This window comes from Paenibacillus sp. cl123, assembly GCF_900101595.1.
In the GTDB taxonomy this organism is placed as follows: Bacteria; Bacillota; Bacilli; order Paenibacillales; family NBRC-103111; genus Paenibacillus_G.
In genome coordinates, this window is record NZ_FMYY01000001.1 from 304,920 (window position 1) to 319,890 (window position 14,971).

10 protein-coding genes are annotated in these 14,971 nt (G+C 58.1%); 9 read left to right on the plus strand and 1 reads right to left on the minus strand.

All coding sequences use genetic code 11. From position 1 onward, the window contains the following. Window positions 1-2 precede the first annotated feature (2 nt). The 3 genes from BLR08_RS01340 to BLR08_RS01350 all read left to right on the plus strand — a co-directional run bounded on the left by BLR08_RS01340 (window position 3) and on the right by BLR08_RS01350 (window position 10,015). Complete coding sequence (locus BLR08_RS01340) at window positions 3-878, plus strand: carbohydrate ABC transporter permease (RefSeq protein WP_072330232.1); 876 nt, start codon at window positions 3-5, stop codon at window positions 876-878. A gap of 93 nt (window positions 879-971) precedes the next feature. Next, window positions 972-2,621 carry an extracellular solute-binding protein gene (locus BLR08_RS01345; RefSeq protein WP_072330233.1) on the plus strand — a complete coding sequence of 550 codons (1,650 nt, stop codon included), beginning with the start codon at window positions 972-974 and terminating at the stop codon, window positions 2,619-2,621. A gap of 131 nt (window positions 2,622-2,752) precedes the next feature. Beyond that, a complete protein-coding gene (locus BLR08_RS01350; protein WP_176835385.1) occupies window positions 2,753-10,015 on the plus strand; it encodes an Ig-like domain-containing protein in 7,263 nt (2,420 codons plus the stop codon). Window positions 10,016-10,140: 125 nt separating this feature from the next. Here BLR08_RS01350 and BLR08_RS01355 read toward each other — a convergent pair whose 3' ends face one another. Continuing rightward, window positions 10,141-10,839 carry a C40 family peptidase gene (locus tag BLR08_RS01355; RefSeq protein WP_072330237.1) on the minus strand — a complete coding sequence of 233 codons (699 nt, stop codon included), beginning with the start codon at window positions 10,837-10,839 and terminating at the stop codon, window positions 10,141-10,143. A 108-nt stretch (window positions 10,840-10,947) separates the two neighbouring features. On the opposite strand from BLR08_RS01355, the gene BLR08_RS01360 reads away from it, so the two are divergent. The 6 genes from BLR08_RS01360 (at window position 10,948) to BLR08_RS01385 (ending at window position 14,916) form a co-directional block, all read left to right on the plus strand. Beyond that, window positions 10,948-11,148 carry a spore coat associated protein CotJA gene (locus tag BLR08_RS01360; protein WP_072330239.1) on the plus strand — a complete coding sequence of 67 codons (201 nt, stop codon included), beginning with the start codon at window positions 10,948-10,950 and terminating at the stop codon, window positions 11,146-11,148. 28 nt (window positions 11,149-11,176) lie between these two features. Continuing rightward, window positions 11,177-11,440 (plus strand): spore coat protein CotJB, encoded by a 264-nt coding sequence (locus BLR08_RS01365; RefSeq protein WP_072330241.1) that lies wholly within the window; start codon window positions 11,177-11,179, stop codon window positions 11,438-11,440. Between the two features lie 47 nt (window positions 11,441-11,487). Continuing rightward, window positions 11,488-12,057, plus strand: a complete 570-nt coding sequence (locus BLR08_RS01370; RefSeq protein ID WP_072330243.1) for a manganese catalase family protein — start codon at window positions 11,488-11,490, stop codon at window positions 12,055-12,057. A gap of 294 nt (window positions 12,058-12,351) precedes the next feature. Beyond that, window positions 12,352-13,503 carry a polysaccharide deacetylase family protein gene (locus tag BLR08_RS01375; RefSeq protein WP_083537051.1) on the plus strand — a complete coding sequence of 384 codons (1,152 nt, stop codon included), beginning with the start codon at window positions 12,352-12,354 and terminating at the stop codon, window positions 13,501-13,503. A gap of 127 nt (window positions 13,504-13,630) precedes the next feature. After that, window positions 13,631-14,134, plus strand: coding sequence for a CBO0543 family protein (locus tag BLR08_RS31975; protein WP_305367642.1), 504 nt, complete (start codon window positions 13,631-13,633; stop codon window positions 14,132-14,134). 83 nt (window positions 14,135-14,217) lie between these two features. After that, window positions 14,218-14,916 (plus strand): HAD family hydrolase, encoded by a 699-nt coding sequence (locus BLR08_RS01385; RefSeq protein ID WP_072330247.1) that lies wholly within the window; start codon window positions 14,218-14,220, stop codon window positions 14,914-14,916. Window positions 14,917-14,971: the final 55 nt, after the last annotated feature.

Consider the following 14,971-nt stretch of genomic DNA (forward strand, 5'->3'; position numbering starts at 1 on the left):
ATATGAAATCAACCGCAAGCGAAAAGCTGTTTTACGGCATCAACTATGTGCTGTTGGCCATAGTGGCCCTACTCTGTCTGCTTCCCCTGGTTCACCTGGCTTCCGTTTCCCTCAGCGGCAAGGATGCGGTGCTGTCCGGCTTCGTCTCCTTTTGGCCGGTCGAGGCCACCAAGGAATCTTATGAGATGCTGTTCGCCGGGACGCCCGTTGTCCGCGCCTTTATGAACAGCGTGACGATCACCGTCGTCGGCGTGGCGCTAAGCATGGTATTCACGATATTCGCCGCCTACCCGCTGTCGCGCAAAGTATTTTTCGGGCGTCGGTATTTGACGCTGGCGATTGTGTTCACCATGCTGTTCCAGGGCGGCTTGATTCCGACCTATCTGGTCATCAAGCAGCTTGGGCTGATCGACTCCTACGGCTCTCTCTGGCTGCCGGGGCTGGTCAGCACGTTCAATATGCTGATTATGCGTTCATTTTTCGAAAACATCCCCGAGGAGCTGGAGGAGGCGGCGCGCATCGACGGAAGCGGAGAATGGAGACTGCTGCTGCGCATCGTGCTGCCGCTGTCGCTGCCGATGCTGGCGACGATCGCTTTGTTCTACGGGGTGCATTACTGGAACTCGTTCTTCAACGTGCTGATCTACATGAACAGTCCCGAGAAATACAACCTGACGGTGCTCATTCAGCAGATGGTGCGAAGTCAGGCCGTACTTCAGGAGCTGAATGCGATGAATGCGGAAGACGTGGCCAACGTGACGCCGGAAGGAATCAAGGCTGCGGGAATTATGGTTATGATCATCCCGATGCTGATCGTGTACCCGCTGCTGCAAAAGTATTTCGTCAAGGGGGTGATGATCGGCGCGATCAAGGGATAGCCGGGAGCTGTCCGATTGCAGGCTGGCTGGAACCGATGGAGAGGCAGTAAACTGAATGTAAGGAAGAGGAACATCCGGGGAGGTCTTGATCACATGTTCAAGAAGATGAGAAGAAATAAAGCCGGGGCGGTTTCGGCCATTCTGGCGCTGGCGCTTATGGCGGCGGGCTGCAGCGGAACCGGCGGCAAGCCGGCGGACACGGCGGAAGCCGGAGACAAGGGCGCCAAGACGGAGGAAAAGCGCGGCTCGATCACCGTTTCGCTGTACGACCGCGGCACAGTACCCGCCGAGGAAGGCACGATGGACAACAACCGCTGGACCAAGTGGGTTAATGAGAAAGGGCCGGCCGATGTCAAATATATGACCGTACCGCGGTTCGAGTCGCTGCAAAAGTATAATGTCATGTTCGCCTCCGGCTCTGCGCCCGATTTGATCTTCGAATTCGACACCGCTTACCATGGCCAGCTGTACAGCCAGAAGCAGCTGATGCCGCTCGATGATCTGATTGCGAAGCATAGCACGACCTACAAGGCGATGCTGGAGCAGTACCCGGCGCTGAAGAAAGCCGGCACGATGCCGGACGGCAAGCTGTACACGGTTGGCCGCCCGATGCAGCTCGCGCCGCAGCATTATTTGTTCGTGCGGGCGGATTGGCTGAAGAAGCTGAACCTGAAGACGCCGACGACGCCGGAGGAACTGCTTGAGGTAGTCAAGGCATTCACGCTCAACGATCCGGACGGCAACGGCAAGGCGGACACGCAGGGCATCGGTCTGAGCTTTGTATCGGGCATTATTTTGAACAATATGTTTGGCACCGGCTTCACCCTGTTCGGCACGGATCAATACCCTTGGTACGTGAAGGACGGCAAGGTCGTCCATGACTGGGAGCGGCTGAAGGCGGCGCTTGACTACCAAAAGCAGATCTATGAGGGCGGCTATGCGGACAAAGACTTCGTGACCGACAAAAACGGCGAGAAGCAGAAGCAAGCGTGGATCACCGGCAAGCTGGGCATCTACGGAGGCAATGGCGCAGATGTCAACACGTATGCCGCGCTGAAGAAAAATGTGCCGGATGCCGAGGTTATTCCGATCGCTCTCCCGAAAACGGAGTTCGGCCAGTTCAGTCCGACGCTGAGCAACCCGATCCAGATGACGGGGATGGTCAATGCGGCGGCGAAGGACCCGGTGTCAGTCATCAAAATGATCGATTTCATGGCGTCGGAGACATTCACCCATACGATCGAATACGGTATCGAGGGGCAGCACTGGAAGGTCAGCGCAAACGGCTGCCCGGAGCCGATCGACGCGGAGAAAAACAAGAAGGAACGCGATTACAACCGCGACATGAACATGCTGTTCCCGCTGCTCGGCAAATGCTACGGGCTGGCCAACAAGCCTAATCCGTCGGCTACCGACAAAGAAATGATCGAAATTATTAATCAGGCCAAGACAGCCTACATGGACCAAAGCCGTCCGATGGTCGGCATTACGCAGAAAGCTTATCTGCCGATTCTCCCGCAGGATCTGGCGCAGATCAACAACAACTCCAACAAGACGATTCTGGATCTGGCGCTCAAGGCGATCGTCAGCGGCAAATCCTACACCGTCGACCAGTTCCTTCAGGAAGCGAAGGCAGCCTGGGAAAAGGCGGGCGGAGCCAAAGTCGACGAGTTTTATGACAAGTGGTACCAGGAGAACAAGGGAACGGCTATTCTGATGGACGATATTTATAAAATGAAATAAGAGCATCCTTCATACCGGCATGCAAGTCGGCATCAGGTCTAAGCGGGAGGCGGTCTTCACGGAACGCTTCCCGACTTAGCGACTTACAGCTTAGCGGCTTAGGCCAAATCGGAAAAAGGTGGGATATGATGATGAAGAACGCCAAGCGGCGTGGAAGCAAAATTGCAACCGTTTTCCTTATAGCAACGCTTATGCTGGGGCTGGCCGCTCCGGGTGCTGTTCCTGTTCCGGCCGCGTTTGCTGCATCAGCTGTGGCTGCGGATGACAGCGGGGACGTGCTGGCCGAGACATTCGACGCGATGACGCTCGGACAGAAGCCTGCAGGTTGGACGGGCAATCCGCCTGCCGCAGCCGTGCCCGATGCTTCCTACATAGCGAAGGCTTCGGTGGAAGAGCTGGACGGGCATGGGTCCCGACTGCTCAAGCTGGAGAAAAACGCCAAGTCAACGGCCACCTACAATCTTGAGCGCGCCGTCAGCGGGGCGACCTCGCGCAGCGAGCTGACGTATAAGGTTCGAGCCGAGCAGACAGGGGCAGTCGTTTATTTGCCATCGCCCAAGAACGGCACTTCCTCCATCAAGTTTGCCTTGAACGGAGGGCAGTTCGCCTATATGAAACAGGGCGCATCAAGCTGGACGAATCTGATGCCTTATGACAGCGGCGTCTGGTACGAGGTTCGTCTTGTCCATGATGCGGAGGCCGGGCGGTTCGATCTGTTCATTAACGGGCAGCAGCTTCTGTTCCGGGAGCCATTTCAGGCGGGAGGCCAGCTGACGGCCTTTTATCTGGGCATGTACAAGGACAGCGCAGGGGTCGTCTATTTCGACGACTTTTATGTACGCGCTTACAAGCCGGCCATAGCCATTACGCCGGCGAAGGCGGTTTACCAGCTGACGAAGGGCGTCAGCGAGACGATTAATCTCGCCTTTCAGCCCGCCGATGCGACTTTCCGGACGGTGGACTGGAGCTCCAGCGATCCGGCTGTAGCGGAGGTGTCCCGTACGGGGGTTGTCACCGCCAAGGCGGTCGGTACGGCGCTTATTACGGCGCAGTCCTACGATCCGCTGCCACCGGTGACGGTCACGGTCAAAGTGACGGAGGCGGGACAAAGCGGCGGGGATGTGCTGTCGGAGAGCTTCGATACGATGACGCTGGGGCAGCGGCCATCCACATGGACCGGTAATCCGCCGCCTGCCGCCCCGTCCGCCTCCCTGCCGTATATCGCCAAGGCAAGCGTAGAGGAAATAGCCGCTTACCCTGGCCGCGTGTTTAAGATAGAGAAAAACGGCATGTCCGCGTCGACTTATACGCTGGACCGGAAGGTGCCGGCGACGACATCCAAGTTTCAGCTGACGTACAAGGTGCGGGCCGAGCAGACGAATGCCGTGATCTATTTGCCTTCGCCCAAAATCGGAGCCGCCGCGGTCAAGTTCGCGATGAACGGCGGGCAGTTTGCTTATACGAAGAAGGACGCCGAGGGCTGGACGAATATCGCTCCTTATGAGAGCGGGGAATGGTACGAGATCAAGCTCGTGCAGGACGGCGATGAAGGCGTGTTCGATTTCTACATCGACAATGCGCTGAAGCTGACCAGAGAGCCCAGCCTGGAAGGGGCGGGACCCAGTTCCTTCTACTTAGGTATGTACAAGGACAGTGCAGGCATCGTCTATTTCGACGATTTTAACCTTTATTCCTACACGCCGGCGGCCGGTGCAGCGCTGGAGCAGGCTTCTTATAACCTCGCCAAGGGCGCTCGCTTTCAAATACCGCTTGTCTTCGACCCGGTGAACGCCACGATCCAGAGCGCCAGCTGGACCTCCGCTCGGCCGGATATCGCTTCCGTGACGAACAGCGGAGTAGTAAGCGGCCTGCAGACCGGCTCGGCCGTTATCACGGTCCAGCCTTATGCGCTGGAGAACCCGCTTGAGGTGACGGTGCATGTATACGAGGTGCCGCTGACCGGCATTTCGCTGGAACCGCTGGCGGCTCCGGTGCCAACCGGCTCCCGTGTTTTGTTGAAAGGCGCGGCAATCCCGGCGAATACCACATCACCGGAGCTGACCTGGACCACGGAGCATCCGGAGATCGCGACGGTTGACCGCTATGGAGAGCTGACAGCGGCGGCCCTCGGGACGACCAAGGTGTATGTGAGCGGGGCAGAGGGAACTATCCGCAATGAAATCAGTGTGACGGTCGTGCCTCGCGGCGTCGCCCAGACATTGTACGTCTCGCCGTCGGGCAGCGACTTGAACCCGGGGACGGAGCAGCTGCCGCTGGGAACGCTGGCGGGAGCGCAGCGGCTGGTGCGCCAGATGAACGGCAGCATGACGGGAGATATCGTCGTCCGGCTGAGGGGAGGCGTTTATACGCTGTCCGAGCCGCTCCGTTTCGATGAAAGCGATTCGGGCAGCAACGGCTACTTCGTCCGTTACGAGAGCTACCCGGGCGAGCAGGCTGTCCTCAGCGGAGGCCGTAAGATTACCGGCTGGACGGAGCATGACAGCGAACGGGGCATCTATAAAGCGCAGGTCGGGTTGAACTTTGCGACCCGGCAGCTGTTCGTAGACGGGGTGCGTGCCACCCGGGCCCGCAGCGAGGGCGGGTTGACCCGGGCGATCAAAACTACGAACGGCTACACATCGGACGATACGTTTCTGGCCGGCTGGAGCAAGCCGGATGATCTGGAATTTGTGTTCCACGAGCTGTGGACCAATCCGCGCGCGGGTGTGGAAAGCGTAACCCTGGCGAACGGCAAGGCGGAGATCAAGCTGGAGAATCCGGGCTGGTATGCCGTCGCCAACAAAGGCATGACCTCGGCCACCGTGCCGGTCTATTATGAGAATGCCTACGAGCTGCTCGACCAGCCGGGCGAATGGTACTACAACAGCACGGACGGCTATTTGTATTACAAGCCCCGGGCATGGGAGCGGCTGGAAACAGCTGAAGTGACAGCTCCGGTGCTGGAGCGGCTTATGGAGATCAAGGGAGCATCACCCGATCGTCCGGTGCGCAATCTGCAATTCGAAGGGCTGGGCTTCCGGTATACGACCTGGATGCGCCCGAGCACCAGTGTCGGTCATGCAGACGCCCAGAACAATTATTTGCGTTACCCGGGCTCGCCCGACGAGCTGGCGGACGGCGCGATCATGCTGGAGCTGGCGAATACGATCAATTTCAAGCGCAATGATTTCAGCAAGCTGGGCATTACGGGCATCGTAATGAACAACGGCGTTCAGAATTCGCAGATCGAGGGCAACAAATTTTATGACATCTCGGGCGGTGCGATCAATATCGGCCAGCCGTTCTCGGGCGTAAGAGACAATTTCAATCCGGCCGACCACCGCAAGACGCTGAAGAATAACAATATCGTCAATAACTATATTCATGATATCGGCGTGGACTATAAATCGGCGGCTGCAATCTCCGGAGGCTTCCCGCTCGACATGGAGATCAGTCATAATGAAATCTACAATATCCCCTATAGCGGGACACATTTCGGCTACGGCTGGGCGAAGGACTTCGACCCGGTCATGAAAAATATCCGGATCAAGCACAACATGATCTATGACTTGATGGGCATGGGATTGCGCGATGGCGGCGCGATCTACAGTTTGGGTGTGTCCGGAGCGACTGCGGCGGATAAAAATCTCGTTTACGGCAACTATATCCGCAACCAGATGGACGACAGCGCGGCGCTGTATGCGGACGAAGGCTCGGCCTATTGGCGGTATGAGCGCAATGTCATCGACCTGCGCGAGTCGGGGCCGTGGCACAGCAAGATGCGTTGGGCGCAGGCATGGGCCGTGACCATTCACGATCAGGATTTTATCGACAATTATACGACGGAGGCTTATTACGTCAACAACGGCTTCGATAATCGGTTCGAAGGCACGAAGGTAGTGCCTGACGGCAATTGGCCGGAAGAGGCGCGCAACATCATTGCGGCCTCGGGACTGGAGCCTGCCTATGCCGATCTGGCGGCGGGCCAAGTGAGCCGCTGGTCGGCTGAGCCTGTGCAGCTGAACGTCGGAGGCTCGGCGGCGGTGAAGGTGACGGCGCGCGACGGCAAGGATCGGATCGTCGGCACGGAGGGCAGCCGGATATATTACGCTTCGAACAATCCGGAGATTGCCGCGGTCGATAGCCAAGGGCAAGTGACCGGGCTGCAGACCGGCCAGACGAAGGTCGTGATCAGCATCGTCAACGGCACCATGCTGCGGACGCTGGAGGCGGATGTATTTGTCGGCGATACGCTCAGCGACATCCGCCTGGAGCAGACGACAGGCCAGATCGTCTTTGCCGAGGCGGGCAAGAGGCAGCAGCTGCATGCGTTCGGCAGCACATCGTTCGGCAACAAGATCGAGCTGGACAGCGTCACATTCGATTCGCTGAATCCGCAGGTTGCGACGGTATCGCCGGATGGTCTGCTGACTGCTCATCAGGCGGGCTCGGCGGTGCTGAGATTGCGCGGCTCCTTCCTCGGACAGGAGCGGGACGGCTACTATCATCTGAAGGTGTGGAGCGGCTCGTCTACCGGCACTCATCCGCTGATCGATGAGGTTGCGGATACCGATTCGTGGTACGTGTACCCGTCCGCGGTCAATAATGTGCAGACGGGAGCGGACTCGATTACGATTACGACCCCCAACAGCGGTCACGCCGTCTACCAGGGGCGGCAGTATGTGAATGAGCTGCTGGATTTCAAGCTGACCATCAACGCGACCAGCAGCTGGTACGCCCTGCTCTTCGGCAAGCGGAGCGATACGCTCGGCTACAGCAATGACAGCAACTATCTGGTTGTCGTCTCGGAGTCGGGTCTTGAGCTGCAGCGCTATAACGACGGCAAGCGAACCGTCATCTACGGCACGATCGCGGGCCATACGAGCCTGGCCGGTCCGGCGATTCCGAATACGATGCTCCCGTTCAACGCGGAACGCCGCATCCAGCTCGGCACCTATAATGAAGCGGGCGGGGTCCGGATCATTCTGAAGGTGGACGGCGAGGAGATCATCAATTACCTCGATACGGCGGATGATGCCCTGAGAGGCCCCGGTTACTTCGGTCTGGTGGCCCGCAGCGGCAGCCTGACCTTCGCCAAGCCGACTCCGGAGCCGATGCCTATTATCGGCCTGGCGGCGGACGGCCCGGAGATGATTGCGCCGGGTGAAAGCGGAGCGACGGTAGTCCGCGCCGTTTATGACAACGGGAAGCATGCTGTACTTGCGGAAGGAATCAGCTATACAAGCAGCGACCCGTCCGTCGTCTCTGTCGATGCCTTTGGCATCGTGAAGGCCCACAGGCCGGGCATGGCGTACATTACCGCTTCGTATGAAGGTCATGAGGCTTCCTTCCGGGTAACGGTCGGCGGGACGGCCGGCATCGTCTGGCCGGAGGATGCTTTCGCGGTGGCTCAGCCGTTCGGACCGAACAGCATGAGGCTGAGCTGGACCTCGGCGGGCGGAGACGCGGTGAAGGGTTATACCGTTTATATGAAAACTGTGTCTGACGATGTTTACGCCGAGGTTGTCTCGGCGCCTGCCGGTTCATTTACGGTGACGGAGGGCGTATATCGGTTGTACTCCTACGAGACGGGCGGCTTGCGCCACGAGACCGTCTACGACTTCAAGATCGAGGCGTTAAACGGGGACGGCGCCGCCAGCACGAACGGTCCGTCGGCCCGAGCGGCAACGCTGCCGGGCGAAGGGCCATCCGATACGGAGAAGCCGGTATGGCCTCCGGGGGCGGCTCTCTCAGCTCCGCTGACGGGTATCCGAACGGATAGCGTCATGCTGGGGTGGCCGTCTGCCGCCGATACATCCGGCATTGCCGGGTATGAAGTGTTTCAAGGCCCGGCGCTCATTCGGACGGTAGCCGCCGATGTATACGGCTATCAGGCGACGGGCCTGACGGCTGACACGGTCTATGCGTTCAAGGTTACGGCGCTCGACGCTGCCGGCAACCGGAGCGAAGCGCTGGAGACGCAGGTGAGAACGGCGCGCGCCGCTTGGCCGGAGGATCCGGAAGAGCCGGACAACAACTCTGGCGGCGATTCCGGCGAGAATGTGGGTTCGCCGTCCGGATCGGGGCCGGGAACCGCACTGCCTCTTGCGGAGCCGCAGGAGCCGGCGATTACAGAGCAAGGCGTGCTGCTGAACGGCGATGCGCTTCATATTGTTAGCGGAACGAACAGCGACGGCAAGCCGATAGAACGCGTGGAGGTGTCGGTCGCAGCGTTGAAGCAAGCATTTGCCGCTCTGGCCGGCCAGCCGGACGCTGCCCGTCAGCTGATCGTAGCGGCCCCGGCTCCGGGCGGAGGGAAGGGAGTGCAAGTTGAACTGTCCGCCTCCGCTTGGGCCGAAGGCTTGAGCCGGGTTCCGGGAGCGGTTGTCGTGGTCCGCGCGGGCTCAGCCGCCTATCATCTGCCTGCCGGGCTTGCGGACATCCCGCAGTGGGCCGGCCAGCTCGGAGCGGCTGCCCGGGACCTGCAGCTTGTCGTTGCTGTAGAGCGGGTGGAGGGCCCGGCAGCCAGCGGGGCAGCCCGTCAGCTGGCCGATCTGGACGCTGCGCCGGTGTCCGATATGGTAGAGTTCAAGCTGCTGGCGCAAGCGGGCGAGCGTACGATGGAGATTAACGATTTCAACGTGTATGTAGAGCGCAGTCTGAGCTTGACCAAGCGGGTAGATCCGGCGCAGGCCGCCGGCATGACGGTCGATGCGGACGGAAACCTCAGCTTCGTTCCCACGATCATCCGGGAGGAACAGGGCACACAGGTTGCCTGGCTGAAGCGCCGGGGGAACAGTATTTATATGGTCGCGGAGCGCAGTCAGTCGTTCGCTGATCTCGGCGGGCATTGGGCAAAAGCGGATGTCGAGCTGCTCGCCTCCAAGCTGATCGTTCGGGGGCGCTCCGCGGACCGCTTCGCCCCGGACCAGCCTGTTACGCGTGCGGAATTCACCGCATTGCTGGTCCGCTCGCTGGGGCTGCAGGACGCTCCGGCGGCCTCGACTTACAAGGACGTGACCTCGGAAGCCTGGTATGCGGGCGCAGTCGGGGCCGCAGCGCGGGCGGGTCTGGCGGAGGGCATGGATGACGGGCGCTTCCGGCCGGATGAGCCGATCACGCGGGAGCAGTTGGCCGTGATGCTGCTCCGGGCCGCCGAAGCGGCAGGAGGCTTGCCGCAGCGGTCTCCATTGTCCGCTCAGGCTCACGCGACTGTCTTCACGGATGGCGCATCCGTCTCCACATGGGCGGCAGACGGCGTGGAGCAAGCTGTCCGCGCCGGCCTGCTGCAAGGTGTGGCGAACGGCAGCTTCGCTCCGGCGGAGCAGGCTACGCGCGCACAGTCGGCCGCTGCGCTGAGACGCTTGCTGCAGGCCGTGCAGTTTATCAACTAACCCCGCCCGGCGGGGAGTAAGCAAAAATCCCGGAGCAGCCTGCTTAGGCCGCTTCGGGATTTTTAATGGGGCAAGGACATATGCCGAATCCGGCCGGCTTTCGATCGCTGCATCGCGGGAGCGGGCTAATACACCCGTCTGGCCCCCGTGTATTTCGGTCCCCAATAGCTGCTGTCCAGCTTCTGAACATAAATGCCCGCGGAACGGGTAGCCGAAATAAACTCCCCGTTGCCGATATAGAAGCCGACATGCGAGACGACGCCGGGATCATTCAGCGCAAAAAAGACGAGATCGCCGGGCTGAAGCTTGGAACGGCTGATGGGCGTTCCCATCTCAGCCATTGCGGCCGAATTGGTCCGGGACATGGCAACGCCGTATTTATTGAACATGAAATAAACGAAGCCCGAGCAATCGAAGCCTGCCGGCGTTACGCCTCCCCATACATAGGGGGTACCGATATAGGAGTTGGCGTTTGCGAGCAGCTTCCTCTTCACCAGCGCCCGGTCGATCGCCGAACGGGTAGCGACGTCGGACTGTCCGGTAGCTGTCAGCCCGTATGCCGATTGAAAGGCTCGCACGGCTTGCGCCGTGATCGTGCCGAAGTAGCCGGTAGCGGTCTTGTATGTGAAATAGCCAAGCGTCTGCAAATCCTGCTGGAGGAGCGAGACGTCGCTGCCGGACATGCCGATGGATACGGCAGCGGCCGAGGAAGCGGCGGTTTGCGCACCGGCTGCCTGGGCCGGCTGGACAGCGCTCGGAGCGGCGGCAGAGGCCCCGCTGACAATCAAAGTTGCGATCATGAATTGAGCAAACGGTTTCTTCATGAGCGAGCAGCTCCTTTTCAGCGTGAGTTTAACAAATTTTATACGCATAGGGCCAAGCCGGGCAATGTATAAATAATGGTAGCCTATGTAAATGAGGAGGAACGGCTCATGGAGCAAGTCCGAGTATGGCACCCTTATGTCAGTCCGTTTGACCCTTGTCCGCCGATGCGCGTAAAGACCTACAGCACCCCGCCCCAGCTGTTTATTCCTTTCCAGCCGCCGGGGCTGCCGCAGTTTTCCCCGATGGAGGCGCTGAAGCACGGCACCTTGTGGCCTGCGCTGTACAGTCCGTACGAACCGAGAAAATAGCTTCGCGCAAAAAGGAGGAGAAGGCCGCATGTCCCACACGGTTCCCGAACACTACTACACGAAGCTGAAGGAGCTGCAGGCGATTGATTTCGTCATCGTAGAGCTGACGCTGTATCTCGATACGCATCCTGATGATACTCAGGCCATCGAGCAGTATAACCGGTTTGTGCAGCATCGCATGCAGATTGCGCAGGAATTTCAGGCCGAGTTCGGTCCGCTGACCAGCTTCGGCTACAGCTTTTCCAAGGCCCCCTGGCAGTGGAAGGAAGCTCCGTGGCCTTGGCAGGTATGAACGGGCGCCTGGCCGGCGCGTGAGGTGAAGAAGGAGGGAGAATCGGCATGTGGGTGTATGAGAAGAAGCTTCAATACCCGGTCAGAGTCAGCAAATGCGATCCTCAGATGGCCAAATTCCTGACCGAGCAGTACGGAGGCGCTGACGGTGAGCTGTCTGCGGCGCTTCGGTATTTAAATCAGCGGTACACGATACCGGATAAAGTGGTCGGATTACTTACGGACATCGGAACGGAGGAGTTTGCGCATCTGGAAATGATTGCCACTATGGTGTATAAGCTGACTAAAGACGCTACGGTTGAGCAGCTGAAGGCCGTTGGGCTGGGCGATCATTATGCCAATCACGATAAAGCGCTGTATTACGAGAACGCCAGCGGGGTGCCATGGACAGCTTCCTATATCCAGGCCAAAGGCGATCCGATCGCAGACCTGTACGAGGATATCGCTGCCGAAGAGAAGGCGAGGGCTACTTATCAATGGCTGATCGATATGACCGACGATGTCGATCTGCAGGACAGCCTGAAGTTTTTGCGGGAACGGGAGATTGTGCATTCGCTGCGCTTCCGGGAGGCGGTGGAGATTCTGAAGGCGGAGCAGGGGGCGAAGAAGTTTTATTGAAACGATGCGACAATGGCGTACAAGACCACCGCTAGCCGAGACTAGAGGTGGTCTTTACGCGCGGCGGCGAATGGCTTGGGCCGATAACCGGCCGAGCTTTTTGGACAATTCGGCCAGTTTGCAGGCGTGGAATGGCGAGTAGGCCATATCCCGTTTGACGCCGCTTGAAACAACTTTCCGAAAATTTTGTCGTTTTTTAATATTAGCCCGATATTCAACTTCTCTTGGTTTCGTTATTATTAGAGGTATCCTTCTATTAAACCACTCCATTATTCTACCAAGAGGTGTCAGCGATTGAACCGGCTTTCTTTCTTCAAACGATCGGCTATGTTTGCGCTCGGAGGGCTGCTGGTGACCATGTCGTCCCTGGCTCCGGCCGATGATGTATATTACCGGGACCAGGTGGCCGTACTGCTCTACCATCATGTCAGCAAGGCGGATCAAAGCAATGTCACGATCACACCCGAACTTTTCGGCAAGCAGCTGGCCTATTTGCAGCACAAAGGCTACCATTTTATCGATATGCCCGCTTTCCAGCGTTATATGAAGGGAGAACAGGTGCCGAGCAATGCGGTGCTGGTCACCTTCGACGACAGCTATAAAAGCATTGCGGAGGAAGCGCTGCCGGTCCTGGAGAAGATGGACGTGCCGGCTGTCAACTTCGTCATTACACAGGACCTGGACGGACCTTTCAGCAGCCAGCTGCCTTCTCTGAATGAAGCCGATGTGGAGCGGATGTCGGCGTCCGGCATCGATATCGAATGCCACTCCAACCGGCTTCACCGCAAGCATAATGGAATTGCGCCGTTTCTGACCACCAGACTGTCGGAGGAGGGGTTGAGCGAGTCGGAAGAAGAGTACCGCGGGCGGGTCGAACGGGATACGATCTTATGTGCCAGGCGGCTTGAGCGGCTGACGGGACGCAAGATCAACGCTTACGCCTATCCTTTCGGAAGCTATAATCAGACGGCTATCGAAGAACTCAAGAAGGCAGGGATCGAATACGGCTTCACGATCGTCCCCGAGATGGCGACCCGCGGAGACAACGAGATGCTCATCCCCCGTATTAACGCCGGAAGTCCGGGCATCACCCCCCAAACGCTGCACAATACGATCGTGCGCCAGGCCGTGGAGCCGGACAAACGTGAGGATTATGTGCCGCTGCGGGATACATTTGCCCAGTTGGGCGGCGTCGTCATCCGGGACGAGAGCGGACAGGTCAATTTGTATTATGGGGAAGAACGCTGGATCGTCCAAGTCGACAAGGGGATCGTTTCCAAGAATGGAGTGGAGACACGGCTCGCGCATCCCTTGATCAAGAGGAATAAAAAGCTGTGGATTCATCAAAGCGATCTGGAAACGGTAACCGGATTTGATATTATGTATCAGCCGAACAGCGGAAAATACGGCATTCGTCAGACTCCGGCAATTATAAAGAAAATTTAATATAAGAAATGTAAAAAAACGGTTTTTTCGGAGCATCCTATGATAGAGGTTCTCATACCTTGCTTGATCATCCCGTCATAGGAAAGAGGAGAGCGTCATACATCTCATTCTGACAGGCGTTACGCTTATATGTTTCTTTCGGTCAAGGGATTGGAAATCGGGGGAGCATCACGCGACAGCGCTATACATGATACTTGGCAGTCTTCTGTATCTTGTATTGACCGCCGGATATTTATTGTGGTCGTTCGTGCCGGATGTCCCGATGCTGCGATTGTACTGTGAGCTTATATATTCTTTAATCGTCTTTCCGCTTGCCGTGCTTATGTTCTTGAATAATTATCCAGAAAACAGCAAAAAAAGCAAGGTACTGCTTCATCATCTGAGATGGATCGGTTACTTCTCCGGAACAGAGTTGCTGCTGGTTTGGACGAATCGGATCGAGTACGGGAACGGCTGGAGCTGGTATTGCTCCGTCCTGTTTGATACGATGATGTTTCCTATGCTTCGGCTGCACAGCCGCAGGCCTCTAACCGCTTACGTCTGCTCGGTGTTCATCATCATCGGACTGCTGCTCGTCTTTCGCGTACCGCTGCCGCAGGTATCCGAGGCTATACTTCCTACAAGGCCCTGATCCAATTGACATTACGGACAAAACGTGATTGTATTAATTTAGCATAGGGGTCCGTAAAGGTTTATGTAGGAGGGGGAGCATTCATGGGAACAAAGTCGCTGCCTGAAGCGATGATATTTGACGTAGACGGTACTTTATTTCGGACAGAGACTCTGCTGCTGCCGGCTTACCATACTACGTTCGACCGGCTTCGCTCGGAAGGTTTGTTCCGGGGTGAAACGCCGCCTGAACACTATATTATCAATGGTCTCGGCATGCTGCTGGAGCACATATGGGAGCGGGTGCTTCCGGATTACGGGCGTGATGTCCGCAGACGAGCGGATGAACTGCTGCTTAAGCTTCAGCTGGACGGTTTGAAGCGCGGGGAAGGCGAGCTGTATGAAGGGGTACAGGAAACGCTGCAGGGACTCAGAGAGCGAGGCGTGCGCTTGTTCACTGCCAGCAACGGCCTGGAGGCTTATGTCAAGGGCGTGATCCGTCACCAAGGGCTGGAGCCGTTGTTCGAGCCGGACGGGCTGTACAGCGCCGGTGAGTTCCGCACCCGCTCCAAAGTGGATTTGGTCAAGCTGCTGCTGGAAAAACACAATATTCGCAGCGCATGGATGGTCGGCGACCGTTCCTCCGACGTGGAGGCGGGACGGGAGAATGGCCTCTATGTGGTCGGCTGTGATTATGCGGGCTTCCGCAAGCCCCGTGAGCTGGAAGGGGCGGATGTGCGCATCGCGTCTTTTAGCGAGCTTCTGTCGCTGGCGGATGAATCGATGAAGCAATCGCCCGCCTGACTGCCGGATCAAGCTGCAACGATAGAACGCTCTTGGCATGCTGCGCGCATGACGG

Bases quoted from the DNA above. Each gene is read 5' to 3' on its own strand.
- BLR08_RS01340 (WP_072330232.1), top strand. From the start codon at position 3: ATGAAATCAACCGCAAGCGAAAAGCTGTTTTACGGCATCAACTATGTG.
- BLR08_RS01365 (WP_072330241.1), top strand. From the start codon at position 11,177: ATGTCCCACACGGTTCCCGAACACTACTACACGAAGCTGAAGGAGCTG.
- BLR08_RS01370 (WP_072330243.1), top strand. From the start codon at position 11,488: ATGTGGGTGTATGAGAAGAAGCTTCAATACCCGGTCAGAGTCAGCAAA.
- BLR08_RS01350 (WP_176835385.1), top strand. From the start codon at position 2,753: ATGAAGAACGCCAAGCGGCGTGGAAGCAAAATTGCAACCGTTTTCCTT.
- BLR08_RS01385 (WP_072330247.1), top strand. From the start codon at position 14,218: ATGGGAACAAAGTCGCTGCCTGAAGCGATGATATTTGACGTAGACGGT.
- BLR08_RS01360 (WP_072330239.1), top strand. From the start codon at position 10,948: ATGGAGCAAGTCCGAGTATGGCACCCTTATGTCAGTCCGTTTGACCCT.
- BLR08_RS01345 (WP_072330233.1), top strand. From the start codon at position 972: ATGTTCAAGAAGATGAGAAGAAATAAAGCCGGGGCGGTTTCGGCCATT.
- BLR08_RS01355 (WP_072330237.1), bottom strand. From the start codon at position 10,839: ATGAAGAAACCGTTTGCTCAATTCATGATCGCAACTTTGATTGTCAGC.